Annotated in this window: 25 protein-coding genes and 1 riboswitch; of the genes, 12 read left to right on the top strand and 13 right to left on the bottom strand. The window is 53.2% G+C overall.

The window, feature by feature from the left end; translation table 11 throughout:
- The first annotated feature begins 44 nt into the window (after positions 1-44).
- Positions 45-926: a protease HtpX gene (gene htpX / locus F3J29_RS04370; protein WP_045784648.1), complete on the top strand. Its 882-nt coding sequence runs from the start codon at positions 45-47 to the stop codon at positions 924-926.
- A gap of 45 nt (positions 927-971) precedes the next feature.
- Here htpX and F3J29_RS04375 read toward each other — a convergent pair whose 3' ends face one another.
- Positions 972-2,345: an MFS transporter gene (locus F3J29_RS04375; RefSeq protein WP_166863315.1), complete on the bottom strand. Its 1,374-nt coding sequence runs from the start codon at positions 2,343-2,345 to the stop codon at positions 972-974.
- 175 nt (positions 2,346-2,520) lie between these two features.
- Here F3J29_RS04375 and kdgR point away from each other — a divergent pair, with 175 nt between their 5' ends.
- Positions 2,521-3,312, top strand: coding sequence for a DNA-binding transcriptional regulator KdgR (gene kdgR / locus F3J29_RS04380; RefSeq protein WP_166863317.1), 792 nt, complete (start codon positions 2,521-2,523; stop codon positions 3,310-3,312).
- A gap of 42 nt (positions 3,313-3,354) precedes the next feature.
- On the opposite strand, the gene F3J29_RS04385 is transcribed toward kdgR, so the two are convergent.
- Entirely contained in the window at positions 3,355-3,594 is a 240-nt protein-coding gene (locus tag F3J29_RS04385; protein ID WP_166864940.1) for a YobH family protein, read from the bottom strand.
- A gap of 159 nt (positions 3,595-3,753) precedes the next feature.
- Between F3J29_RS04385 and mgrB the strand changes: the two genes are divergently transcribed.
- From mgrB to rlmA, 7 genes are all read left to right on the top strand, one after another.
- The gene (gene mgrB, locus F3J29_RS04390) at positions 3,754-3,897 is read left to right on the top strand and encodes a PhoP/PhoQ regulatory lipoprotein MgrB (RefSeq protein ID WP_008454016.1); all 144 of its coding nucleotides are present in this window, start codon (positions 3,754-3,756) and stop codon (positions 3,895-3,897) included.
- Positions 3,898-3,951: 54 nt separating this feature from the next.
- Positions 3,952-4,233: a YebO family protein gene (locus F3J29_RS04395; protein WP_166863320.1), complete on the top strand. Its 282-nt coding sequence runs from the start codon at positions 3,952-3,954 to the stop codon at positions 4,231-4,233.
- A 16-nt stretch (positions 4,234-4,249) separates the two neighbouring features.
- Positions 4,250-5,251, top strand: coding sequence for an MBL fold metallo-hydrolase (locus F3J29_RS04400; protein WP_166863322.1), 1,002 nt, complete (start codon positions 4,250-4,252; stop codon positions 5,249-5,251).
- A 543-nt stretch (positions 5,252-5,794) separates the two neighbouring features.
- Positions 5,795-5,938: a DUF2627 domain-containing protein gene (locus tag F3J29_RS04405; RefSeq protein WP_008454022.1), complete on the top strand. Its 144-nt coding sequence runs from the start codon at positions 5,795-5,797 to the stop codon at positions 5,936-5,938.
- 12 nt (positions 5,939-5,950) lie between these two features.
- The gene (gene cspE / locus F3J29_RS04410) at positions 5,951-6,160 is read left to right on the top strand and encodes a transcription antiterminator/RNA stability regulator CspE (protein WP_001062678.1); all 210 of its coding nucleotides are present in this window, start codon (positions 5,951-5,953) and stop codon (positions 6,158-6,160) included.
- A 231-nt stretch (positions 6,161-6,391) separates the two neighbouring features.
- Positions 6,392-8,137 carry a peptidoglycan DD-transpeptidase FtsI2/PBP3(PARA) gene (ftsI2, locus tag F3J29_RS04415; protein WP_166863324.1) on the top strand — a complete coding sequence of 582 codons (1,746 nt, stop codon included), beginning with the start codon at positions 6,392-6,394 and terminating at the stop codon, positions 8,135-8,137.
- Between the two features lie 55 nt (positions 8,138-8,192).
- Positions 8,193-8,996: a 23S rRNA (guanine(745)-N(1))-methyltransferase gene (rlmA, locus tag F3J29_RS04420; protein ID WP_166863326.1), complete on the top strand. Its 804-nt coding sequence runs from the start codon at positions 8,193-8,195 to the stop codon at positions 8,994-8,996.
- On the opposite strand, the gene mntP is transcribed toward rlmA, so the two are convergent.
- The 5 genes from mntP to manX form a co-directional block, all read right to left on the bottom strand.
- The gene (gene mntP, locus F3J29_RS04425) at positions 8,997-9,569 is read right to left on the bottom strand and encodes a manganese efflux pump MntP (protein WP_166863328.1); all 573 of its coding nucleotides are present in this window, start codon (positions 9,567-9,569) and stop codon (positions 8,997-8,999) included.
- Between the two features lie 6 nt (positions 9,570-9,575).
- Positions 9,576-9,763, bottom strand: a riboswitch (yybP-ykoY riboswitch).
- A gap of 198 nt (positions 9,764-9,961) precedes the next feature.
- Entirely contained in the window at positions 9,962-10,420 is a 459-nt protein-coding gene (locus tag F3J29_RS04430; RefSeq protein ID WP_166863330.1) for a DUF986 family protein, read from the bottom strand.
- 59 nt (positions 10,421-10,479) lie between these two features.
- Complete coding sequence (locus F3J29_RS04435) at positions 10,480-11,331, bottom strand: PTS mannose transporter subunit IID (protein WP_008454033.1); 852 nt, start codon at positions 11,329-11,331, stop codon at positions 10,480-10,482.
- A gap of 12 nt (positions 11,332-11,343) precedes the next feature.
- Positions 11,344-12,144 (bottom strand): PTS mannose transporter subunit IIC, encoded by an 801-nt coding sequence (manY, locus tag F3J29_RS04440; protein ID WP_166863332.1) that lies wholly within the window; start codon positions 12,142-12,144, stop codon positions 11,344-11,346.
- A gap of 63 nt (positions 12,145-12,207) precedes the next feature.
- On the bottom strand, positions 12,208-13,173 hold the full coding sequence (gene manX / locus F3J29_RS04445; protein WP_166863334.1) for a PTS mannose transporter subunit IIAB: 966 nt from the start codon (positions 13,171-13,173) through the stop codon (positions 12,208-12,210).
- Between the two features lie 474 nt (positions 13,174-13,647).
- On the opposite strand from manX, the gene yoaE reads away from it, so the two are divergent.
- Positions 13,648-15,210, top strand: coding sequence for a CNNM family cation transport protein YoaE (yoaE, locus tag F3J29_RS04450; RefSeq protein WP_039304001.1), 1,563 nt, complete (start codon positions 13,648-13,650; stop codon positions 15,208-15,210).
- 1 nt (position 15,211) lies between these two features.
- Here yoaE and pdeD read toward each other — a convergent pair whose 3' ends face one another.
- Complete coding sequence (gene pdeD / locus F3J29_RS04455; protein ID WP_166863336.1) at positions 15,212-16,810, bottom strand: cyclic di-3',5'-guanosine monophosphate phosphodiesterase PdeD; 1,599 nt, start codon at positions 16,808-16,810, stop codon at positions 15,212-15,214.
- A gap of 210 nt (positions 16,811-17,020) precedes the next feature.
- Entirely contained in the window at positions 17,021-18,025 is a 1,005-nt protein-coding gene (locus tag F3J29_RS04460) for a nitrilase family protein (RefSeq protein ID WP_166863338.1), read from the bottom strand.
- A gap of 95 nt (positions 18,026-18,120) precedes the next feature.
- Here F3J29_RS04460 and F3J29_RS04465 point away from each other — a divergent pair, with 95 nt between their 5' ends.
- Complete coding sequence (locus F3J29_RS04465) at positions 18,121-18,981, top strand: LysR family transcriptional regulator (protein WP_166863340.1); 861 nt, start codon at positions 18,121-18,123, stop codon at positions 18,979-18,981.
- Positions 18,982-19,091: 110 nt separating this feature from the next.
- On the opposite strand, the gene sdaA is transcribed toward F3J29_RS04465, so the two are convergent.
- The 3 genes from sdaA to pabB all read right to left on the bottom strand — a co-directional run bounded on the left by sdaA (position 19,092) and on the right by pabB (position 22,607).
- Positions 19,092-20,456, bottom strand: coding sequence for an L-serine ammonia-lyase (gene sdaA / locus F3J29_RS04470; RefSeq protein ID WP_166863343.1), 1,365 nt, complete (start codon positions 20,454-20,456; stop codon positions 19,092-19,094).
- Positions 20,457-20,639: 183 nt separating this feature from the next.
- Positions 20,640-21,236, bottom strand: a complete 597-nt coding sequence (locus F3J29_RS04475) for a CoA pyrophosphatase (RefSeq protein ID WP_166863345.1) — start codon at positions 21,234-21,236, stop codon at positions 20,640-20,642.
- Positions 21,237-21,239: 3 nt separating this feature from the next.
- On the bottom strand, positions 21,240-22,607 hold the full coding sequence (gene pabB / locus F3J29_RS04480; protein WP_166863347.1) for an aminodeoxychorismate synthase component 1: 1,368 nt from the start codon (positions 22,605-22,607) through the stop codon (positions 21,240-21,242).
- Positions 22,608-22,669: 62 nt separating this feature from the next.
- Here pabB and F3J29_RS04485 point away from each other — a divergent pair, with 62 nt between their 5' ends.
- Positions 22,670-22,870 carry a YoaH family protein gene (locus tag F3J29_RS04485; RefSeq protein WP_166863349.1) on the top strand — a complete coding sequence of 67 codons (201 nt, stop codon included), beginning with the start codon at positions 22,670-22,672 and terminating at the stop codon, positions 22,868-22,870.
- Between the two features lie 21 nt (positions 22,871-22,891).
- Here the strand turns inward: F3J29_RS04485 and F3J29_RS04490 are convergent, their stop codons facing one another.
- Positions 22,892-23,236, bottom strand: coding sequence for a RidA family protein (locus tag F3J29_RS04490; RefSeq protein ID WP_039294440.1), 345 nt, complete (start codon positions 23,234-23,236; stop codon positions 22,892-22,894).
- Positions 23,237-23,263: the final 27 nt, after the last annotated feature.

Raw genomic sequence — 23,263 nt, forward strand, 5'->3', positions numbered from 1 at the left:
GAGAGCGCAAAGAGCGTGTTTTTAACCGAGGTAAAAAGAAAATTATGATGCGTATCGGGCTTTTCCTGTTGACCAACCTTGCGGTAATGGTCGTTTTCGGGCTGGTGCTAAGCCTGACGGGGATCCAGTCGAGCAGCGTTCAGGGTCTGATGATCATGGCGGTGCTGTTTGGCTTTGGCGGCTCTTTTATTTCCCTGCTGATGTCAAAATGGATGGCATTACGTTCAGTAGGCGGTGAGGTGATTGAGCAACCTCGTAATGAAACTGAGCATTGGTTGATGGAAACCGTGCGCCAGCAGTCTCAGCAGGCGGGTATCGCCATGCCGCAGGTTGCGATTTACCATGCGCCGGACATCAATGCTTTCGCCACCGGAGCGCGCCGTGACGCTTCTCTGGTCGCGGTCAGCACGGGTCTGCTGCAAAACATGAGCCGTGACGAAGCGGAAGCGGTTATCGCTCACGAAATCAGCCATATTGCCAATGGCGACATGGTCACGATGACGCTGATTCAGGGGGTAGTGAACACCTTCGTTATCTTTATCTCCCGCATCATTGCTCAGGTCGCTTCCGGCTTCCTGTCCGGGAACCGCGATGATAACGAAAGCAGCAATGGCAACCCGCTGATTTACTTTGCGGTGGCTACGGTGCTGGAACTGGTGTTTGGCATTCTGGCAAGCATCATCACCATGTGGTTCTCACGCCATCGTGAATTCCATGCCGACGCGGGTTCCGCGAAGCTTGTGGGCCGCGAGAAGATGATTGCTGCACTGCAGCGCCTGAAAACCAGCTACGAGCCGCAGGAAGCGAGCAGCATGATGGCGTTTTGCATTAACGGTAAGGCTAAGTCAATGAGCGAGTTGTTCATGACGCACCCGCCGCTGGACAAACGTATCGAAGCGCTACGCAGCGGCGAATACCTGAAGTAACCGGAAGGTTGAGGTGAAAAAGCGTGCCACGACGGCACGCTTTTTTTATACCTGAGCCCGAGGCTGGGACATTCGCAGTCCACTAACGACGGCGGCAATGGTGGCAAATGTGCCGGCAAGGATCAGCGCAGCATGTGTCCCGCCGCTGCCAAACAAGTTAAACATTAGCGCTACCAGCGCGGCCCCGCAGCTTTGCCCGAGCAGGCGAGCTGTCCCTAGCATTCCGCTTGCCCCCCCGCTGCGATGGCGGGGCGCTGAGGAGATAATGGTGTGGTTATTCGGGGACTGGAAGAGGCCGAATCCTGCGCCACACAGCACCATACGCCAGATAATATTCAGGTCGGACGGATCGTGCGGGAGCATGGCCAAAGCAAACAGGCCGCAGGCCATCACCAAAAGCCCTACGGCGCCCATCAGGCCCGCATGAACGCGTTCGATAAGATAACCGGCCAGCGGGGCCATCACCATCGTTGCCAGCGGCCAGGGCGTTAACAGCAGACCGGTTTCAACCTCACTGCGGCCCAGGACGGTTTGCAAGAAAAAGGGCAGTGAAACCAGCGCCAGCATTTGAGCGCCGAACGAACATATTGATGTGCCAATAGACAGCGAAAAGATCGGGATTCGCAGCAGGTCAACCGGCAGCAGAGGAAACGGTAAACGAAGCTGGCGGCGGATGAAGAAATAGCCAATCACGACAAGCGCAACCAGCTCACCGATAATGACTGCCCCCGGCTGGCCTTGTGAAAAACCGCCGATCGCTGAAATCAGTAGACCGAAGGTGAGGGCGTTCATCACCGCACTTGGGATATCAAAACGCTGCCCCTGAGATTTTTGCTGATTAGGGGGTAAATAGCGTAGCGCCAGAATCAGCGAAACAATGCCAATCGGCACGTTAATTAAAAACAGCCACTGCCAGGAGGCCACCGAAAGAATCGCGGCGGCAACGGTGGGGCCGGCGGCCGAGGACACGGCAACGATAAATGAATTGACCCCCATTCCGCGGCCAAGAAAACGCTGAGGATAAATGAGACGAATCAGGGCGGTATTTACGCTCATCAGCGCCGCGCCGCCAAAGCCTTGCAGTACGCGGGCAAAGGTGAGCATTGGCAATGAAGTTGAGACGGCGCAAAACAGTGAGGTCAGGCAGAACAGAACCAGGCCGCACTGATAGATTCGGCGGTAGCCAAAAATATCGCCGAGAAACGAAAGCGACAGCAGCGAAACAATAATCGCTATTTGATAAGCGTTCACCACCCAAATCGATTCCGCCGCGCTGGCATTCAAATCGTGCGCAATGGTAGGCAGGGCAACGTTAGCAATAGCGCCGTCCAGCACGGCCATCATAATACCGAGCGCGATGGTGAAAATGGCACCATAACGCTGGGGCGTAGGTAAGCCATCGGACACTGATTTATCCATACTTTAAAAAGGCTGTCTGAAGTCGTTAGGAGGGTAATGATTTTATCATCAATTAATCTCGCTGATGCCGCAGATTTGTAACGAATCAGCAGGCTTTGATTGCGACGATCGTAGGGCATCAATATACTAAAAAACGGTTCCAATTTTTATAAAACACTAATACCCGAGGTGATGTATGGCTCTCTCAGACCCCGACAAGCAGCCTGATGCAGTCTCTTCCGTGCTGAAGGTTTTCGGCATCTTACAGGCCCTTGGTGAAGAAAAAGAGATTGGTATCACCGAACTGTCTCAGCGCGTCATGATGTCCAAAAGCACCGTGTATCGTTTTCTACAGACAATGAAGTCTCTCGGCTACGTGTCTCAGGAAGAAGAGTCGGAAAAATATGCCCTGACGCTGAAGCTTTTTGAGCTGGGCAGCGGGGCGCTGCAAAACGTTGACCTCATCCGCAGTGCAGATATCCAAATGCGAGAGCTCTCCCGGCGGACCAAAGAGGCGATTCACCTTGGCGCGCTGGACGACGACAGCATTGTCTATATTCATAAAATTGACTCGCTCTATAATTTACGCATGTATTCCCGCGTAGGGCGTCGGAATCCGTTGTACAGCACTGCAATAGGTAAGGTTTTGCTGGCCTGGCGACCACGGGCGGAGATTCTGGATATTCTCTCTGACGTAGAATATGTCCGCAGCACGGAACGTACTATTGTCAGCACTGAAGCGCTTCTCCCCGTGCTTGACCTGGTGCGTGAGCAGGGCTACGGCGAAGATAAGGAAGAACAGGAAGAGGGGATTCGCTGCGTGGCGGTGCCGGTGTTTGATCGTTTTGGTACCGTCATTGCAGGAATGAGTATTTCATTTCCAACGCTTCGCTATTCGGATGAGGGGCTGTCTGAATACGTTTGTCTTCTTCATCAGGCCGCGCGTGCGCTGTCAGAGCAAATGGGCTATCACCACTATCCTTACTGATTTTGTTAAAGGGGGCCGCGCAGAACACGCGGCCCTTGAGGTCTAACCATTATCAACAGGCGTGTCGACCTTACGCAGCAGCGGGCAGTCGGTCAGGCCAATAATTCCACTGTCGGTGTGAATAAACTGTGCTGTTACGGTGTTACGTGCCGTCAGGTACTTGCATTGCAATCCCAATCCGGCGGCATTTTCTTTGCTGCCAATCAAAACGCCATATCCAGAAAGCAGCAGGGCAATCCAGATGATGGCAATAACAATAATGGTACGAATAATTGCTCGCATACTGACCTCAAACATCAATCTCATCCTGCATCAACCTTACTCTGATTATTTGATGTCACAATCTGATGATTCTGAAATAAAAAAGCAGGAAACGTTACTTATGGTTTAGTTGGTTAGTGTTAAATTAGCGAAATTCTATGGTCAAGAGGTGGCGATGTAGTGAGAAAGTACAGATGGGTGATCGTTCTGGTGATTGTTGTTACCTGCCTGCTGCTATGGACTCAAATGATAAATGTGATGTGCGACCAGGATGTGCAATTTTTCAGCGGCATTTGTACCATTAATAAATTTATCCCCTGGTAGTGATTTGTCTCTCTCTGCCTCAGGTGTAGAATGCGTTTTTTTTGAGGTGGTAAGATGAACGAACTGGGTTTTAGTGCTTTAAGTATCATGCCACTGGCAATCTCGCTGGTGACGTTGATTGTCGGTCTTGTCCTGTGGTTTTTTGTCAATCGTTCCAGCAGCCGTGCAAATGAGCAAATTGCGCTGCTTGAAGAGCTGGTTGATTTACAGAAACGTCAAAATGCTTTGCTACGCCGCCTGTGCGAAGCCAACGAACCCGAGCCTGAACACAAACCGGCTACGAAGGTTGAAGAAGACAATGACGACGACTTTGTTCGTCTGGTAGCGGAACGCTAATCTGACTGGAGGTGGGATGCGCTGGAAAAACCCCTGGTACAATCCACAGTTATCCCACCATCTGCCTGATGGCTTTCGCAATACGGAGCCCGCGATGCGACAGCCGGGCGATGTCCAAAGATGGCGGCAGGAGCGCAAAGCGCAGAAGCTGCCAAATCCTCCCGGTGACGGTTATTCCGCGTTTATTGAACGCTGGTGGCAACAGGCCGATCTGAGCGGCAACGATGACCGCGTATGGTGGCTGGGGCATGCCAGCCTGTTATTGCGGCTTAATGGCTATTTTTTGCTGACCGATCCTGTATTCTCCCGCCGTGCATCCCCGGTTTCTTTTGCCGGTCCCGCCCGGCGAACCGAAATCCCGCTAGACCTTAACCAACTGCCGCGACTTGATGCGGTACTCATCTCTCATAACCACTACGACCATCTCGACAAAAAAACCGTCCGGAGCTTGATCAAACGTTTTCCTGACGTTCATTTTTTTGTGCCTCTGGGCCTGAAAACGTGGTTCAGCCGGCGCGGTACAGAGCAGGTTACAGAGCTGGATTGGTGGCAAAGTTTTAACTGGTGCGGCATGGTTTTCACCGCCGTGCCTGCCCGACACTGGAGTATGCGAACTTTTTGGGATCGTAACCGCTCTCTTTGGTGTGGCTGGGTTGTGGAGCAGGGGAGTTTACGCTTCTGGTTCAGCGGTGATTCGGGTTACACCTCTTCTCTGGCAGAGATCGCGCAACGGTTGGGTCCATTTGACATGGCTGCATTGCCTATCGGTGCTTATGAGCCTCGCTGGTTTATGGGCGATCACCATATGGATCCGCAGCAAGCAGTGACTTTATGGCAAGCAATCGGCAAGCCTAAGACAATTCCTATTCACTGGGGCGTATTTGAGCTGGCCGACGAGTCTCTCGATAAACCGCCGCAGGAATTGCTGGCGGCTCTGCGTGAAAAAGGGGAAAACGATGAACTGTTTTCATCCCTGCGTATTGGTCAAAGTTTGCCCTTAACCAAAAATAAGAATTAATTATTATTGCCGGTGTGGCGAGCTTTATTTCTATTTGGTTAAATTAGCGCCTGATAATCACGCTTTAAATTCCATCGAAACGTTTTTATTGCCTTATTCTAGGGCAGGATGTCATTAAACTTTCATTAATTTGGTGCAAAATATGAAGCCTGCTGTACAGGCTTTATTCTGTGGGCGTAAAAGATACAGGGATGCAATCCGGGTATTGAGCGCGATGACTGGCTTTAGGTTGATTTGTGCATAGATATGCATAAAAAATCATAAAGATATATCCTTAAAAAAAGGATTTTATTGTTCGTGTGTCTGGACGAAAAGTACACTTTACGCTAAGGTTCAGAAGTTGTCGGAATGTTGTTTAAACACAATCTGTTGCGACAATTTTTTATGGTGAAAATAGATATCAAAAAGCGCGGATTACTTTCCCAAAGTAATCGTGTAATTTTCTGAATCTGTGCGGCAGATCGACACATGCTTAAAAATGGCTTGCCATTGTTTACGTTGTGTGTGATAACACGTTGGGTTAAACGAGGTACAGTTCTGTTTATGTGTGGCATTTTCAGTAAAGAAGACCTGAGTAAACACGTTGTCGTTGAATACCGCTTCTCTGCCGAGCCTTATATTAGTGCCTCATGCAGTAATGTCTCTGTTTTATCTAAGTTATGCCTGCGGGCGAAGAATACAATCTAAGGAATTTGCAAAATGGCAAAGATTAAAGGTCAAGTTAAGTGGTTCAACGAGTCTAAAGGTTTTGGTTTCATTACTCCAGCAGACGGCAGCAAAGATGTATTCGTACACTTCTCTGCAATCCAGGGTAACGGCTTCAAAACTCTGGCTGAAGGCCAGAACGTTGAATTCGAAATCCAGGACGGCCAGAAAGGTCCTGCTGCAGTTAACGTGACTGCCATCTAATTCTTCTGGATTAGAGCTCAGGCGCGAATAACGCCGAATTGAGATAAAAGCCCCGTTTCGACGGGGCTTTTTCATTTCTGTCGCTAATCTACTGTTTTTCAAGATATTAACAAATTGAATCATTTGTTGCCTCTTGTTGCAAAGCTGCGAAGGTTTTAGCACTGTTCTCCCGGCAAAATGCCGGAGATCTGGTTAAATCTTTCAATCGCTTAGGCTGAGCAAGGAATAGTTGTGAAGAAGGGTATCCCCGTATTAACCGGTAATTTTATCCAGTGGCGTTTTGGGCTTCTGTGCGTGGCCATCACCGGGAGTCTGGTGTTTCTGCTCGGACGTATCGCCTGGCTACAAATCATCTCCCCGGATAACCTGGTTAAGCAGGAAGATATGCGTTCCCTGCGCGAGGAGCCGATTGAGGTGCCCCGTGGAATGATCGAAGATCGCAACGGGAAACCGCTGGCGGTCAGCGTGCCGGTCGAGGCGGTATGGGCCGATCCGAAAACGGTCATGGAGAAGGGTGGCGTACTGGTTAACAGCCGCTGGCAGGCGCTGGCATCTGCACTGCACGTCCCTTTGAGCGAGATTGCCGCGCGTATTCACAGCAACGAGCGTGGCCGTTTTATCTACTTAGCCCGCCAGTTGGATCCCCAACAGGCGCAATATATCGACAAACTGAATATCCCCGGCATTGCGCTACGCGATGAATCTCGCCGTTTTTATCCCGCAGGTCGAGTCGGCGCGAACCTGATTGGATTCACCAACATTGACGATCAGGGCATAGAGGGGATCGAGAAAAGTTTTAACCAGCAGCTCACCGGTAAAGAGGGGGAGCGCCTGGTGCGTAAAGACCGCTACGGCCATGTCGTAGAAAATATTACTGAGAACCCTGCCAGCCCCGCGCACAATATTCAGCTCAGCATTGATGAGCGGCTGCAAACCGTGACTGAAGATGCACTCAGCAACGCCGTATCCTGGAACAAAGCTGAGTCTGGTGCCGCGGTGGTCATTGATGTACAGACCGGTGAAGTTCTGGCGATGGCTAACTATCCGACCTTTAATCCGAACAACCGCGATGATGCAAAGCTTGACGATTTTCGCAACCGCGCGATAAGTGACACCTTCGAACCCGGCTCGACGGTGAAACCGATGGTAGTGATGACTGCGCTGCAGCAGGGGATTGTCCGGCCTGACAGCGTTATAGATACCCATCCATTTACACTGGACGGGCATCACATCCGGGACGTCGGGTACTATCCGCAACTTACCCTGACCGGGGTGCTGCAAAAATCGAGCGATACCGGCGTGTCTCGTCTTTCACTGGCGATGCCTGTTCAGAATATTTGGGATACCTATCATAAATTTGGTTTTGGTGTCCCCACCGCAATCGGCCTGACGGGTGAAAGCCGCGGTCTGTTGCCGGTGCGGCAGCGCTGGGGGGAACTGGATCGCGCCACTTTCGCTTTTGGCTATGGCCTGATGGTGACCCCGCTGCAGCTGGCCCATGTTTACGCGACTATCGGTAGCTTTGGTATTTCTCGTCCCCTGTCCATCACCCGCGTTGATCCGCCGGTGGAAGGGAAAAGGGTAATGCCGGAAGAGATTGTGCATGAAGTGGAACATATGATGGAGAGCGTGGCGCTGCCGGGCGGCGGAGGTGTTAAGGCGGCTGTGCACGGCTACCGAGTGGCGGTGAAAACCGGTACAGCCAAAAAAATCGGCCCCGATGGTAAATATGTAGATCAGTATGTTGCCTACACGGCGGGCGTAGCGCCGGCCAGCAACCCTCGCTATGCGCTGGTGGTAGTGATCAACGATCCTTCCAACGGAAAGTACTACGGTGGTGCGGTTTCAGCCCCTGTTTTTAGCCAGATCATGGGCGACGTTTTGCGGCTGGAAAATATTGAGCCGGACGGGCTGCCCGCCGGAGATAGCAGCCTGATGGTGCTGAACAAAATGGAGAATGACCGCGCCGCCATGTAGCGGTTTGACAAAAGGGGCGCTAAACTTGCGCCCTTTGTTGTTTCCGGAGTTTTCTATGTCCTGGCTTTGTCCACTCTGCCATTCCGTGCTTAGCGCCAGCGCGAACAGCTATCATTGTCCCCAGGGGCATCAATTTGATATCGCCAAAGAAGGCTACGTTAATTTGCTGCCCGTTCAGCATAAACGTTCTAAAGACCCCGGTGACAGCGCGGAAATGATGCAGGCTCGCCGGGCATTCCTCGATGCCGGACATTATCAGCCTCTCCGCGATACCCTTTGCCAGCTGTTAAAAGAGATAGCACCCTCGGCGCTACTGGATATTGGCTGTGGGGAAGGGTATTACACGGCGGGATTTGCGGCGGTTGTGGCAGAGAACGGGGGGGAAACCTGGGGGCTGGACGTCTCAAAAATCGCGATTCGCTACGCGGCTAAACGCTACCGGGAAGTTAAATTTTGCGTAGCCTCCAGCCATCGCCTGCCGTTTGCCGATGAGAGTATGGACTCAATTGTGCGTATTTTTGCGCCCTGTAAGGCTGAAGAGCTTGCCCGGGTCGTGAAGCGTGGCGGCGTAGCGGTGACAGCCACGCCTGGCCCACGGCACTTGATGCAGCTAAAGGGATTGATTTATCAGGATATCGTCTTGCACAGTGAAGAGGTTGAGGCCATGCCGGGCTTTACGCTGCAACAGACGCTCCAGCCTGGCTGGATGATGAACCTGCGGGGCGATGAAGCTGCCGCTTTGCTACAAATGACGCCGTTCGCCTGGCGCGCTCGCCCGGAAGTCTGGACCGCACTGAAGGCAAAAACGGCGTTTAGCTGTGAAACTGATTTTGTGGTGCGGGTCTGGCAGCGCGATTGATCAGTTAAAAGGGGCGAAGTGGCTGTACATGATCTGGCAGCCGATGCCTATCAGCACGATACCGCCGAGGATCTCGGCGCGTTTGCCAAGCATAGGTCCGATAAAGCGGCCGACCATCATCCCTAGCGTGGACATGATCGCGGTAGCGCAGCCGATGGCTAACGCAGTCTGAATAATATTGACCTGCAGGAAGGCAAGCCCCACACCTACGGCCATTGCGTCAAGGCTGGTGGCAATCGCGGTGGTCACCAGCAGCCAAAAACCATGGCGATGAATTTTAGGCGCTTCTTCCTGAGTCGCCCCGCGGAAGCCTTCCAGCACCATACGCCCGCCGAGGAACACCAGCAGGATAAAGGCCACCCAGTGGTTCCATTCCAGCACAACCTTACTGGCCAGCAGGCCAAGGCCCCAGCCGATAAGCGGGGTAATGGCTTCAATGACGCCGAAGATCAAACCGGTACGGAGTGCTTCTGAGAATTTAGGTTTGTGCAGGGTGGCACCCTTGCCGATGGAAGCGGCGAAAGCGTCCATGGACATGCCGAAAGCTAGCAGGATAGTTGCGGAGAGATTCATCGTGACGCCTCAGTTGGGAATATCCATATACACGCAAACCATCCCCAACTTTACGATGGCGCGTGCCTATGGTCTCGCCTACTCAGAACTCTGAGGCGTACATGCCACGTTAATCTCAGGAGCGGATTAACGAGTATGTTGACATGTACATTTCTGCCTGTGACAGAAATCGGCTACTCCCCAACGACGGGCGCAACCTTAACATATTTTTTTAAATTAAAACAATCATTGAATTCTATTTTTCTGATTATTTATTGATAACTATTTGCATTTTAACTGGATATGTAATGCGAAGGTTAAAATAAAACCGTATAAACCTTATGAAATAGCAAAGGCTATGTTTGAAGTGGTGAAAAATACCCCACTAATATAGACTTTGCTATAATTATAACTTATTGAGTTGAAACCATTAGTTTGTAGATTTTTTCGAGGTCATCAATATTCTTAACGCGAATTAATAAGCGCCGCTGTTCTAATTGCATCACCAGCACGCCATCTTCCGATAAATTCATTTCTTTAATACGGTTATATTCCACCCAAACATTGGCGAAGAAAAAACCATGATTTTTGAAGACGATCTTAGGCTGCCTGAACCAGGAAAGATAAATGGCCATCAGCGCCAGTGCAGATAATAACCATGTGGTTAGCGGGGTACCGTGAGAGGTCACATTGTTATAGATAAGAATGCCGACAAGAAAGACAAAGATGGCGCTGTCCACGCGATTGCGGCGAAGCAGGGGGATTTTGAGCAGGGTTTTGCCCTTTAGTTTGTCCATCACAAACTCATCGTAAACGGCAAAAGCCAGCAGCAACGCGATAAACACAACCAGCACGACATCCGTTAACGTCATGAAACCTCCCCTTAGAGATAAAAAAACGGGGGCTGAATGCCCCCGTTTGGCAGAACAAATTACAGACCCAGCAGGCCGATAGCGTAACCCACAATCCCGATCACGAAGAAGCCCATAATGATCCACAGCGCGTTGACTTTTTTGCGCAGCAGCCACATACAGGCGAAGGTCAGCAGCAAAGGCACCAGGCCCGGCATCAGCTGGTCGAGGATCGTTTGCACGGTGGTCACTTTCACGGCCCCGGTCTGGTCGGTAATTTTTGATACCACCAGCGGAATGTTAACGTGCGTCCACTTGTTAACCAACGCTCCCATGACAAAGAGGCCGAGAATAGACGCCCCTTCCGTCAGTTTCTGCAGGAAGCCGCCGCCCATATCCTTAACGATATCGACGCCTTTGCGGTAGCCATAGGCCACGCCATAGTAGCGGGTCAGCAGGCGCACCGCGTTGAACAGAATAAAGAACAGCAGCGGGCCAAGCAGGCTACCGCTCATGGCGATACCGGCGCCCAGGGCAGCAAAGACCGGGCGAACGGTACCCCAAAAGATAGGGTCGCCTACGCCAGCCAGCGGCCCCATCAGGCCAACTTTGATGCCGTTAATTGCACCGTCATCAATTTCAGCACCGTTAGCACGCTGCTCTTCCATCGCAAGCGTTACGCCAAGCACCGGGGCGGCAACGTAAGGGTGGGTGTTAAAGAATTCCAGATGGCGCTTGATAGCCTGGCGGCGTGCGTCGTTGTTTTCCGGATACAGGCGCTTGATAACCGGCACCATACAGAAGCAGAAGCCTAACGCCTGCATACGTTCGAAGTTCCATGAGCCCTGGAACAGGTTAGAACGCAGGAATACGCCACGGATATCACTCTGGGTGATTTTCTTCTCAGTCGTTAATTTAGTGGAATCAACCATTTCGCTCACCTGTTAGTCCAGTTCGTTATCAAGATCGTTCGCGCCAGCAGCCTGAGCCGGAGCGCCAGCGCTACGGTTATATTTCGGGCTCAGCTGAATGTAGAGAATGGCCATAACTGCACCAATCACGCCCAGTGCCACCAGGTTGAAGTTGGTGAACGCTGCGGTAACGAAACCGAGGTAGAAGAACGGCATCAGGTAGCCCGCGCGCATCATGTTGATGACCATCGCGTAACCCACCACCACGATCATGCCGCCGGCGATGTTCAGGCCGCTGGTCACCACTTCAGGAATGGCGTTCAGCATGTTCTGAACTTCACTGGTGCCTACGGAAATGGCGACGATAACCGCTGGAATAGCGATACGCATTGCCTGCAGGAACAGGGAAGAGACGTGGATCCAGGAAAGCGCCGTCAGGTTGCCGTTATTGGCCGCCTTATCCGCCGCGTGCTGGAAGCCCACGGTAATAGTACGCACGATAATGGTCAGCACCTGTCCTGCCGCAGCAAGTGGAATAGCCAGCGCGATACCAGCCCCGATACTTTGGTGCCCGGCAATGACCAGAATGGTTGAGATAATTGAAGCGAGGGCGGCATCCGGGGCCACGGCGGCACCGATATTCATCCAGCCCAGGGCGATCATTTCCAGCGTACCGCCGATGATGATGCCGGTTTTCATGTCGCCGAGAACGGCACCGATTAACGTACAGGCGATAAGCGGACGGTGGAACTGAAATTCATCGAGCACCGACTCCATACCGGCGATACAGGCTACGACAAACACCAGCACAATCTGAAGAGTGGTAATCTCCATTGTACTTCTCCTATTGACGATGACTTATGTGTGAAATCTGAGCAATATTATTAGTGATGACAATCATTTAACTTTAGCGATCAGATCCATCATTTTCAGTTTTTGATCGGAAGACACTTTCCGCGCTTCAAGCTCAATACCGCGGTCATTCAGTTTTTTGAAGGCCTCAATATCTTTCTCATCCACGGAAATGGCGTTGTTAACCTGGGTTTTGCCCTGGCGGAAAGCCATGCCGCCGATGTTGACGGAGGTGATTTTTACGCCGCCTTCAACGATGCGCTCCACGTCGGTTGGGTTGGTGAACAAGAGCATGACGCGTTCACCCGCGTATTTGGGGTTGTTGTAAACGCGGATCATTTTTGCGACATCCACCACGTGGGCGGTGACGCCTGGCGGTGCGACCTGAGTCAGCAGCGTTTTACGCACGGTGTCTGCCGCGACTTCATCACTGACGACGATAATGCGGGTAACGTTGGTTTCTTTCGTCCAGCGTGTGGCGACCTGACCATGAATTAAACGGTCGTCAATACGTGCCAGACCGATGTTCATGTAGTCGTTTGGTCCCATCGGCCTGGCCGGTGCAGGGGCTTTCGGTGCTGCGGCAACGGGGGCCGGAGCGGCTTTTTCAATCGGCTTAGCTTTCAGCGCTTTCACGCCTTCGCGGCCGGTTTCTACGGCGTGGGCAACCAGATCGTCGAAAGTGGGATTGTCGTCCCGCGACATCAGGGTTTCGACCAGCATCGGGATATTCACCCCGGCAACCACTTCGTAATTTTCTTTGTCCACAACGATACGGCTTGCCGCATTGAATGGACTGCCACCCCAGGTATCCACGAGGAATAGCACGCCTTTGCTGGTGTCCAGTTTCTCCAGCTGAGCGTTATATTTCTCGATCAGGGTTTCAGCATTTTCACCCGGGACGAAATCTATCCAGCCAACGTTCTCTTGTTCGCCTAATAGCATTTCGGCGGTTTTCAGCAATTGTTCCGCTGCCCAGCCATGTGTGCCTATGACAATAGCAATAGTCACTTGCTACCTCCTGTTTTTGTCATTACAACACCCCTCGAAGGGTGCGGTGGTGTATCGGGATCGTTTCAGCGAATCGATTCAGATAACACGTTCAAGAAAGAACAAACCATTTGCCGGAATTATTTTAGACAGTGAAAAAATAATTTATGTGATGAAGATCCGTAATTTAACTTTGCCGCGATTTCAGGCCATTACGTTGTAAAATATGGCCAGCGTAAGTTGCAAAAAAATTGCAAATTCAGGTAAATCTTTGCCAAGCCCTGGTTTACTTTGATAATGTTAGCGTCCGATTCACTTTCAGGAGTAGCGGGCAGTAGCCCACCCTATGGACCGTCACCGACGTCTTTTCACTGCCGGGATGCCTAAATCCCACCCTCTCAGCGGCGTTTTATGCCCGCAAATACGATTAACCAGCCGCTCTGCGTCCGTAACCTACGGAATGCCGACTTGCTGCGCCCTTAACGGGAGTCTGACATGGAACTGTTAATGGACCCGCAAATCTGGGCCGGTTTACTCACGCTTGTTGTGCTGGAAATCGTACTGGGTATTGATAACCTGGTGTTTATCGCCATCCTGGCGGATAAACTGCCGCCTAAGCAGCGCGACAAGGCTCGATTGATTGGTCTGTCGTTGGCACTGATTATGCGCCTTGCGCTGCTGTCGCTGATTTCGTGGCTGGTCACGCTAACCGCGCCGCTGTTCAGTATCGCGGATTTCACCTTCTCAGGCCGCGATCTGATTATGCTGGTGGGGGGTATTTTCCTGCTGTTTAAAGCGACCACAGAACTGCACGAGCGCCTGGAAAACCGTCAGCATGATGATGGCCACGGCAAGGGCTACGCCAGCTTCTGGGTGGTGGTACTGCAGATTGTCGTGCTGGATGCCGTCTTCTCGCTGGATGCGGTGATTACCGCCGTGGGGATGGTAAACCATCTGCCGGTGATGATGGCTGCGGTCATCATTGCGATGGGCGTCATGCTGCTTGCTTCCAAACCGCTAACCAACTTTGTTAACCAACATCCGACGGTGGTTGTGCTCTGCCTGAGCTTCCTGCTGATGATTGGTTTGAGCCTGGTGGCGGAAGGCTTCGGCTTCCACATTCCAAAAGGCTACCTGTACGCGGCCATTGGTTTCTCAATCATCATCGAACTGTTTAACCAGATTGCGCGTCGTAACTTTATTCGCCATCAGTCGCGCCAGCCTCTGCGAGCGCGTACTGCCGATGCGATTCTGCGCATGATGAGCGGTAAGCGTCAGGAGCGTGTACAAAGCAGCGAAGACAGCAAAGCCATGACGCCAATCGAGGCGGAATCCTTTGCGGAAGAAGAGCGCTATATGATTAACGGCGTGCTGACGCTGGCATCGCGCTCATTGCGCAGCATTATGACGCCGCGCGGTGAGATTTCGTGGGTTGATGCGATGAAGAGCGTGCCGGAGATCCGCGAACAGCTGCTGGCCTCTCCCCACAGCTTGTTCCCGGTATGCCGGGGCGAACTGGATGAAATTATTGGCGTCGTACGTGCGAAAGAGCTGCTGGTTGCCCTGGACGAAGGCGTTGACGTAGCGGCGATTGCCGCGCAGTCACCGGCGATTGTTGTGCCGGAAACGCTGGACCCAATCAACCTGCTTGGCGTGCTGCGTCGCGCTCGCGGCAGCTTCGTTATCGTTAACAACGAATTTGGCGTGGTGCAGGGCCTGGTCACGCCGCTGGACGTGCTGGAAGCCATTGCCGGCGAATTCCCCGATGCGGATGAAACGCCTGAAATCGTTCGCGATGGCGACGGCTGGCTGGTGAAAGGCTCAACGGATCTGCACGCGCTTCAGCAGCGTCTGGACATTCATCGCCTGATGCACAGCGAAGAAGACATTGCATCTATCGCTGGCCTCGTGATTGCGGTGAATGGACATATTCCTAAAGTCGGGGACGTGATCGAAGTCGCGCCGCTGCGGATTCAGATAGTCGAAGCCAACGATTATCGCGTCGATTTAGTTCGCGTGGAGAAAGAACGCTCTCCCCACGAGGACGAAGAAGAGTAAGTCAGCGCATAGGGAAGGCCGGGATAGCCCGGTCTTCATGGCGAGGGGGCGGCGGCGTGTTGCCCTCGAGCCAGCGAGAGAAATCTCTCAGCGGCATGGGTTTGGCGTACAAAAAGCCCTGCAGCACATCGACACCGTTACGTCGTAAATATTCTGCCTGTTCCTGTGTTTCCACCCCTTCAGCCACCAAATCGATCCCCAGCCTTTGCCCGAGGGCGATAATAATGTCCGTCACCGTCGAATTCACCGCATCAGTGCCGATGGCGGCGGTAAAGGATTTATCGATTTTCAACACGTTGGGATTCAGCGTTTCAAGATAAGCCAGCGAGCTGTGGCCTGTGCCGAAGTCATCAATAGCGAGGTCGATACCGAGCCTGTGCAGCTCCTGAACGACGCCGTGATCCATTGGGGGCAGGGCATTCCGTTCGGTGAGTTCCAGCGTCAACTTTTGCTTAGGCGTGGCCGGGAACCAATAACGTTTCAGGTCGCGAATAATCGCGCCGTCGTGGAAGTGGCTGGGAGCAACGTTAAGGCCGATATGAAACCCGGGCGTTTTGGGGAAGATCTCCAGGTGACGCACGGTTTCATCCAGCACAAAGCGCGTGAGTGGCGCAATTTGCTGTTGCTGTTCCGCCAGGGGGATAAACACTTCAGGCGAAATCCAGCCCTGTCTTGGGTTATTCCAGCGCAGCAGCAACTCGACGCCAACGCACTGTAAGTTTCGGGCGCTGACCAGCGGCTGGCAGAAGACTTCAAATTCCCGGGCGGCGAGGCCGAGGTTTATCTCCCAGGAAAAGCTCATACGGCTGGCGGTGGCAAGCCAGGCAATATAGCCCACCAGCAGGCTAAGCAATAAAGCCAGCGGAAGCTGAGCCGGTAAATTTTGCAGCGTTAACTGGTCGGCAGAAGGGCCAATGGCGGTGATGGAATAGGGATAGCGCTTTGATGCCGTTTGCTGAGAAACCTGTTCCTCATTCGGCGTGACTTTTGCCAGCAGGCCGGCACCGTATTCAAGATGATCGTCGCCGACGTTCAGTACCGCTCGCGTTACCCAGGGATGCTCCGGCTTAAGCAGCAGGCCGGTCAGCATCTGGATATTAATAATCTGCATGACGCCATCGTGTGGCTGCCCCTGCTGCGGCCGCCAGAAAATCAGTACCGGCGTGCCTTTTAACAGCGAGCTGTCGCGGGATAAAAACAGCAGCGGCTCATCCGAAGGCAAGCGAGTATGGAGCTGATGAATACCCACATTGCGGCTGCCGTAAATACTGGAACAGTACAGCACGCCATCTTTGATTAAACCAATGGCGCGTACCGTTTGCATTTTGGCGGCGTGTTCGCGAATTTTTAATTGGGCGTCGTCGCAGGAGGTTCCGATAAGCTGCATAATATCGTCGCTGACGGTATTCAGCGGAGCGAGGAGAGTATCGAGCGTGGTAATGATTCGCTGATTAAACTGGACGACGCGCTGTTCGTTAAGATTTCGCTCCACCGCATATCTGACGCTAAGCGTAACGATTAAAACTAAAATGGCGAGTACAGCGCAGACAATAACTCGCCTGCGGCGATAGTCAGAAATAATCCGCTGTGCCGTTTGCATCCCTGTTTCCCTGTTTCTCGCCGCAAGAAATGAGGCGTAACGTTATCATCAAAGTGTAGCGGGATATCAGAGTACGAAAAAAATAAAAAAAGATAAGATAAAAAAACACCGCATAAGCGGTGTTCTATATTATTCATGTCGCTGACGTTGGCTCTTACGAGGCGGAGTATTGGCCTCCTTTTCTCCTCTTATCTGGCAACTGATTCAGCCTTATTTTCGGTCTTGCCTGGATTTATCACCGGCAAAACCAGGCACATCTTCAGAAAATCGAGCTGTTCTCGCATCCCGCTCGTAGCCCTGATATTCGCCCAGGATACCGTACAGCTCAGGCCGACGGCCGTGAATCCACCTGCGGCCGGTGGACATCGCCAGCAATTCCAGATCCAGGTCGGCGTACACTATCGTATCTTCGAAGGAACCTGTTTCGCTGACAATTCTGCCGTAGGGGTCAATAATCATGGCATTTCCTGTCCGAACCTCTCCGTTATCCAGGCCAACCCCATTACTGAACAGAATAAAAAAGCCATTATCATGTGCCCGGGAAGGCAGCCAGCGCATCAGCCAGCCCCGGCCACTGTCACCGCGTAACGCCGCCTCCAGCGCTTGAGGATCGCTATATCTGTTTTCCCACAGGCTGGGTGGAATAGGTTTCATACCGAAAGGACTTCGCGAATGGGTTCCCCCGGTCTGGTGCGGAGCAATAAGAACGTCGGCGCCCAGCAATGCCGTAATACGCGCATTTTCCACGAGATTATTATCCCAGCAGATAAGCACCCCCACACGCACTCCCCACGGCGTGTCAAAAACAGTAAAACTATTGCCGGAGGCAATACCTGAGTGTTCAAAAGCGTGAATTTTCCGGTGTACATGCCGCGTTCCATCCGGCATGCAGACGGCATAGGCATTATACAATTGCTCGTCGCTGCTCTTCTCAATGAACCCGGCCCCAATAGCCATCTGGTATTTTTCTGCAAGGGCGGCGATCCGGGCTAATGAATCGCTGTTGTCCGCCGGCTCAGACAAAGCATTCAGCGCCTGATGGCTGAGATCCGGCACATGCCAGTATCCGGTGATGCACATTTCAGGGAAGGCCAGAATCTTTACCTCCTCCCGGGCGGCCTGAATAATGAATTTCTCCATCACCGATAAATTGTAATGTTTGTCTCCCGCCCGGTGGCAGAACTGAACCGTGGCAGTACGAATACGGGTATCCATTTTTCACTCCTTATTTAACGAATCGGAGGTTATTCCATCAGAGAGCAGGTTCGCGTGTATAATCACGATTTCGGCCCATACGATAACCAGACGGAATGGATATAAAACTGCTGCGCGCTTTCGTTACCCTCTCACAGTCAGGCTCCTATCATTCAGCCGCTGAAAGACTGTGCGTCACGCAACCTGCACTGACCAAGCAGATCCAGACGCTGGAGTCCCTTACCGGCGTGACGCTGTTTCAGCGAGGTCGTCACGGGGCAAGGCTGACCGTGGCGGGAGAACTGTTACTCCCAGGGGCCGCAGAGGTTCTTGCCCGTCACGATCTTTTCTGTTCCAAAGTGGCCGATATTCAAAAAGGGCGGGCAGGAAAACTGACCATGGGCTTTGGGATCTCCTCCTTCCAGTTGGCCCCTCGACAGGTGGCTATTTTTCGCAGCCAGTTTCCAGATGTGCAGGTATCCCTGAATGATATGTCTTCCGCAGAACAGTTTCGGCAGTTAACGGAGGGCAGCCTTCAGGTCGGATTTGTAAGATTACCGGCACCTGTGCAGCTGGAAAGTCGAATTCTGGCGGAGGAACGGCTGGTTCTTGCCGTGGCTCAGGCTGTGGATACGGAAACAGCTGCTGCAACAGAGTTGCTGCAAATGAGTCAACTGCTTCAGCTTTCCCGCAATCGTGGAGAAGGGCTGTCGGCACAGACATCGCATTTTCTCTCAGGAAATAATCTCGCTCCCCGCACCGTTTCAGCGGCAGATGATATTCAGACTTTGCTGGCGCTGGTTGCTGCCGGAGAAGGGGTGGCATTACTGCCGTCGGGAGTCAGTCATATTCTGCCAGCCGGAATCAGGCTTGTGGCGCTTGAAGGCGCGCATACCACCTGGCAGACAGGCATTGCCTGGAATGCACAGTTAAACGATCCTGTGCGAGATCGCTTCCTGCAGATGGTGACCGGCTGATTGAATTTTAGATATTGAATGTCGGGGAAAGAACAAGCGGATGCCCTGCAAAACGATCTGAGCGGGAAATACCTTACGGCACTTCCCGCTCATTTTATAACGAACGTGGCTTAATCGCACTGAACCTTAATGGCCAGCCCGCCTCGCGATGTTTCGCGGTATTTGGCGTTCATGTCTTTACCGGTTTCGTACATGGTCTCAATGACCTTATCGAGCGAAACTCGCGGGGCGCTGGTACGACGCATCGCCATACGGGTGGCGTTGATAGCCTTCACCGAAGCAATCGCATTCCGCTCGATACATGGCACCTGTACCTGGCCGGCGACCGGGTCACAGGTCAGGCCGAGGTTATGTTCCATGCCGATTTCCGCCGCAACGCAAACCTGCTCCGGGCTTGCGCCCAGAATTTCAGCCAGGCCCGCCGCCGCCATCGAACAGGCAACGCCGACTTCACCCTGACAGCCCACTTCAGCGCCAGAAATAGAGGCGTTCATTTTGTACAGCACGCCAATCGCCCCGGACGCCAGGAAGTAGCGAATCCAGGTGTCCGGCGTGACCGGCTCGATAAAGTGGTCGTAGTAGGCCAACACCGCAGGCACAATCCCGCAGGCGCCGTTGGTTGGCGCGGTCACAACGCGGCCACCTGCGGCGTTCTCTTCGTTCACCGCCAGGGCAAACATGTTCACCCAGTCAACCACGTTCATTGGATCGTTGGACAGCTTGTCGCTGGACACCAGCATCCGGCGCAGGGCAGAGGCGCGGCGCGGCACGCGCAGCGGGCCAGGCAGCACGCCTTCGGTATTCATCCCGCGGTCAATACAGGCGCGCATGGTTTGCCAGATATTGGCGAAGTACTCTTCGATTTCCTCGCGGCTATGCAGCGCCAGCTCGTTCTGCATCACCATCCCGGACACGGAAAGCCCGGTGTCCTTGCAGTGCTGCAGCATTTCCTGTGCGGAATGGAATGGATAAGGCACGGTGACTTCGCTGGCCGCATCTTTACCAAAGTGTTCTTCGTCGACGATGAAGCCGCCGCCGATGGAATAATAGGTTTTACTGTAGATCTCTTTGTCGCCGTCATAGGCGTGGATCTGCATGCCGTTCTCGTGCAGCGGCAGGTTGTCGCTGCGAAAACGCATGCCGTTATCCTGCGGGAAATCGACCTCATGACGACCCTGAGCGATTAGCAGACGACCGCGGGTTTCCACGTCGCGAATAAAAGCCGGAATAGCGTCGATATCGACGTTATCAGGCTGGTTGCCGGCCAGGCCCATAATAATCGCGATATCGGTGTGGTGGCCTTTCCCCGTCAGGGAAAGAGAACCGTAAACGTCCACCGCGATGCGGGTGGTACTGTCCAGCAGTCCTTGTTCGATCAGTGCGTCGACAAACTGTTTCCCGGCCTTCATTGGCCCGACGGTATGGGAGCTGGATGGCCCGATGCCGACTTTGAACATGTCGAATATGCTAATCACTCTAAAACTCCTCTGATAGCACCCTGTTTCATGGAACATGATGCTTTGAAATGGCTAAGCGCTAGTTTAAAAATTTATTGGTTCCACCAGGAAACTATTCACATGAATTAAACTAATGCTTAACCATAAATCACCTAATAGCAGATGATTTATGGTCTTTCTGTTGCTTAAATATAGCCATTTTCAGCGTTTTAAAGTGTCGCCTGGATCGCTATCTACCTGTAAAGAGAGTTCACGAATAATGCCCGCCGTCATCCCCCAGACAAAATAGCGTTGATACCAGGAAAGCCAGACGCGATGTGCGTTGCCGCGGCGATGAATATCTAACGGATGGTAGCGCCCCAGACGCAGCGCCTCGGTGAGCGGCATTTCAAACACCGCCGAAACTTCATCTTCGCTGGCGCGCCACGGCAAATCAGGGGGAATGATGCCGACAATTGGCGTGACCTGGAAACCCGTCACGCTGTCCACCGGCGGAAGGGTGCCGATAACCTCGACGGATTCTGGCGGAATGGCGACTTCTTCCTGCGCCTCCCGCAGCGCGGCGGCGATCAGAGAGCTGTCGGTGTCATCTACCGCCCCGCCGGGGAAGGCCACCTGGCCCGCGTGTTTGCGCAGCATCAGTGAGCGCTGGGTGAGCAAAAGTCCCGGCTGAGGCCGCCGCACAATCGGCACCAGCACTGCCGCCTGACGTTTGTTGCTGACCGGCCCGCTGTCCGCCGGGCGTAACAGTTGAAACCGGGTAAGGAAATCATTCAGCGTCAGGGGCGAACCGGGCATGCATTAATTCTCCAGTAAGGGCAGGATACGATTAACTTTATCAAAAGTTTCCTGATATTCCGCCGCTTCGTTACTGTCGGCGACGATCCCGCCGCCGGCAGAACAATATAATTTCCCGCCTTCGGCAGTGAGCGTGCGGATGGTGATGCTGGTATCCATCTTTCCGCAGAAGCTAATGTAGCCGATACTGCCGCACCATGCGTTACGCCGCTGAGGCTCCAGCTCTTCAATAATTTCCATTGCCCGGACTTTGGGGGCGCCGGTGATTGAACCTCCGGGGAAGGTAGCACGCAGGAGATCGCAGGCGCTAAGCGTCTCAGGCAGCCTGGCGGTAATCGTGCTCACCAGGTGATGCACCGCGGGAAAAGGCTCCACCACAAACAGCTCCGGTACTTTCACCGTGCCCGGTACCGCAACGCGGCCAATATCGTTGCGCAGCAAATCAACGATCATCAGATTTTCAGCACGGTCCTTTGGCGAGTTAGCCAGGCGTTCAGCTTGCGCTGCGTCGGCCTGCGGGTCGGCAAGGCGAGGCAGAGTGCCTTTAATCGGGCGAGTCTGAATTTGCTTATCCTCGAGCAGGACAAACCGCTCCGGGGAAAGGCTAAGAATGCAACTATTCGGCAGCCGAAGAAAAGCGCTGAACGGCGCGCGGTTCGCCTGATTAAGCCGCTCGAAAGCCTGCCATTCATCCCCTTCAAAGTGGGCGCTGAATCGCTGAGCCAGGTTGACCTGGTAGCAGTCTCCGCTGCTGAGATAAGCCTGGATCTGGCGGAACTTCTCGCCGTAGGTTTCGCGGGACATATTGGACTGCCATTGGCTGGTCAGCCGGAAAGGTTGCGCCCCATGCCGGGGCGACAGTGCATTCAGCCACGCCAGACGAGCTTCAATGTCTCCCCGACAAACCAGCGTCAGGCGCTGCAGACGATGGTCTGCAATCAGCGCCCAGTCATAAATGCCGACGGCCATGTCCGGCGTGGTTAAATCCTGTTCTGCCGTCGCGGGGATTTTTTCAAAGCGACGGCCCAGATCGTAGCTGAATAGCCCCAGCGCGCCGCCGCAGAACGGAATATCGCTAGTGGACGTGGTGGCCAGGCCAAAGCCGTCCAGCGTTTGCTGTAACAGTTCAAGCGGGCATTCGTTGTGCTGCGATGAAAGGCCGTCGCGTTCAATCACGGTTTCCCGGCCGCATGTGACCAGCGTCGCAAGCGGGCTGGCGACCATGATATCAAAACGATTATGCGGATGGTCGGCAAAGCCAGAATGAAGCAGCATGGCCCAGGGCTGAGCGGAAACCGCGCGGAAATAGTGCTGAACGGCATCTGCCTGCCAGCTGAGTTCGCGAAAAACGGGGGAGGTTGTAACATTCATCTTGGTAGCATCGTCAGGAGCAGAGTAAAATAGCGGCTTCAGCACTGTAACAGGAGTTAAACATGATTTCAGGATTACCGGCGCTTAGCCACGAGCAGCAGCAAAAAGCCGTCGAGCGTATTCACGAACTGATGGCCGACGGTATGAGCAGCGGCGAAGCCATCGCTCTGGTAGCCAGTGAGATTCGTGCCTCACATACCGGGGGTAACGTCGCCGTACGCTTTGAAGATGAAGACGACGAAGAAGAAGGCCCGCAGGACTAGCCGGGCCTCAGCAACTTAGCGTTACACCGCCGCGATGATTTTGATTTCCACTTTGTAGCGCGGGTTCATCAATTTAGCCTGTACGGTGCAGCGTACCGGCGCTTTACCCGCCACAACCCACTCATCCCATGCTTTATTCATCGCCGCAAAATCTTCGCCGTCCGGCAGGAAAATCGTTGCATCCAGAATGCGGGTCTTGTCGCTGCCGAGCTCGGCCAGCAGGGTGTCGATTTGCTGCAGGGTGTTGGCCGTCTGTTGATAGGCGTCAGCATCCAGATTCTCCGGAACGCCGGTGTAGTATACGGTCTGGTTATGGATAACCGCATCAGACCAGCGGGCTTCAGGTTTAATACGCGCAATACTCATGGCAACTCCTTAACAACAAACGATATG

This window comes from Enterobacter sp. Cy-643 (genome assembly GCF_011752815.1).
Taxonomy (GTDB): Bacteria; Pseudomonadota; Gammaproteobacteria; order Enterobacterales; family Enterobacteriaceae; genus Cedecea.